Origin of the sequence: Loktanella sp. DJP18 (assembly GCF_049310965.1) — a bacterium.
Taxonomy (GTDB): Bacteria; Pseudomonadota; Alphaproteobacteria; order Rhodobacterales; family Rhodobacteraceae; genus Loktanella.
In genome coordinates this window covers 1-1,666 of record NZ_JBMERN010000300.1, presented here as the reverse complement: position 1 = coordinate 1,666, position 1,666 = coordinate 1, and the positions used below count along the sequence as shown (strand labels likewise).

General features: G+C 56.4%; 2 protein-coding genes and 1 pseudogene. 2 read left to right on the top strand and 1 reads right to left on the bottom strand.

Features of this window, described 5'->3' with window-relative positions; translation table 11 throughout:
* A pseudogene (locus tag ACOI1H_RS25410) lies at positions 1–663 on the bottom strand (glycosyl transferase, group 1); the annotation flags it as partial.
* Between the two features lie 291 nt (positions 664–954).
* Between ACOI1H_RS25410 and rfbC the strand changes: the two are divergent.
* Complete coding sequence (gene rfbC, locus ACOI1H_RS25405; RefSeq protein ID WP_422441085.1) at positions 955–1,521, top strand: dTDP-4-dehydrorhamnose 3,5-epimerase; 567 nt, start codon at positions 955–957, stop codon at positions 1,519–1,521.
* On the top strand, positions 1,518–1,666 hold a 149-nt coding region (locus ACOI1H_RS25400), incomplete at its 3' end, for an NAD-dependent epimerase/dehydratase family protein (RefSeq protein WP_422441087.1). The genes rfbC and ACOI1H_RS25400, both read left to right, overlap by 4 nt.

The following is a 1,666-nucleotide window of genomic DNA, read 5'->3' as shown; positions in this document are numbered from 1 at the left end:
GTGGCCTTGCTGATGTAGGATCGCAATGGCAGCAATGCAGTCGCCGACACCCTTTGCCTCGCTGAGATTTCCAGCAAAGAAAATTTGTGGGCCCGCTGTATTGTCGGGAGCTGGTTTGAGAGGGCCGGCGATAGGAACCTTGCTCCAGTCCCAGGGTATAACTGGGCTGGGAGACAGGCCCAAAACCGTCACCAGCGACTTGGACGCGTTCAGACTATGGTTCGAGACGCAGGGAGCTCTGATTCGACTTATTTTATGTCGCAGATTTCTATTTCGCCAAGCTTGTCGAAGGCCATTGCGTTGCATGATATCGGCAAATGTTGGCAGGACGTGGCAGTTCCGCTTTGCGGCTTCGGACAAGAACCCGATGTGTGGGGTCCGGAGTACAAGATGTGATGGCTGCAATTCATCCATAACATCTTGAACTGAATTTTGATCGAAAGCACCTCGTACGACCCCTCTTGCATGTAAGTTGGGCGCGATTTCGCTGTCATATGAATCTGTCCCGAAACACAGCGTTGTCACGAGGTTTTCTCGTGCCAGGCCACTGACGTAACCGACGGATTTTTCCTGATCCCGGTAGGTTTCTGGACCGCCACCGGCAAATCGCTCGAAAGCCTCACGGAAGTCGCCGAACTGAACAAACAGTAAACGCTTCTTCAATTGAATGCTGCCTTCATCATATGACCCTCGTTCTAGTTTTGGTTCTTGCGCAATTCCTTGCAGCCGTAGGCTACATTGATCTCCTGCAAAAACACATCGACATCTGCCAAGCATCGGCTCCTGCTTCCGGTCGGGATCATGGCCTGACGGGATGCGATGAATGGGCCAGAGATGCGATAATCTCAGCGATGCCTAGAAGTTGCCATGCAGGTGCCAGTAAGAGTGTGAGTCGCCATGGCGTGCCGAACCTACTATGACCATGACGTCGAGGCCCAGGATAGGAGGTTGCACATGATTGAAGAGACGGACATTTCAGACTTGGTCGTGGTTACGCCGCGCGTGTTTGGCGACGATCGGGGTGCATTTTGCGAAACCTACAATCAGGAAGCCTTGGCGCGCCACGGCATCTTCACGACTTTCGTGCAGGACAATCAATCCTGGAGCAAGGAGGCGGGCACGGTTCGCGGCCTTCATTTCCAGGCCCCCCCGTCGGCACAGGCAAAGCTGGTCCGGGTCGTCTCAGGCGAAATCTGGGACGTCGCCGTCGACATCCGAACCGGCTCGCCGACATTCGGGCAGCACGTAGGTGTGACCCTGTCTTCCGAGAATGGACGTCAACTTCTGGTTCCGGCGGGATTTCTGCATGGTTTCGTCACGCGCACACGCGATACTGTCGTGGCCTACAAATGCTCTGCGACCTATGCGCCCGCGGCCGAGGGCGCGGTGCGCTTTGACGATCCCGATCTCGGCATAGACTGGGGGATCGATCCGTCCGATGCGATGCTTTCGGTGAAGGATACCGCCGCCGGTCGATTTGCCGACCTGACATCTCCGTTTTCCTGGGAGGGTGCCTCTTGAAAATCCTCGTCACCGGGGGGGCGGGTTTCATCGGGTCTGCCGTGGTCCGCCAGGCCATAGCGGCCGGACACAGCGTGGTGAACGTCGACGCGCTGACCTATGCAGCCTGCCTCGAGAATGTTGCCTGCGTTGCAAACGACACGGC

What these genes read in the sequence shown, in the direction of transcription:
- rfbC (WP_422441085.1), top strand. Translation starts at nt 955, where the DNA reads ATGATTGAAGAGACGGACATTTCAGACTTGGTCGTGGTTACGCCGCGC.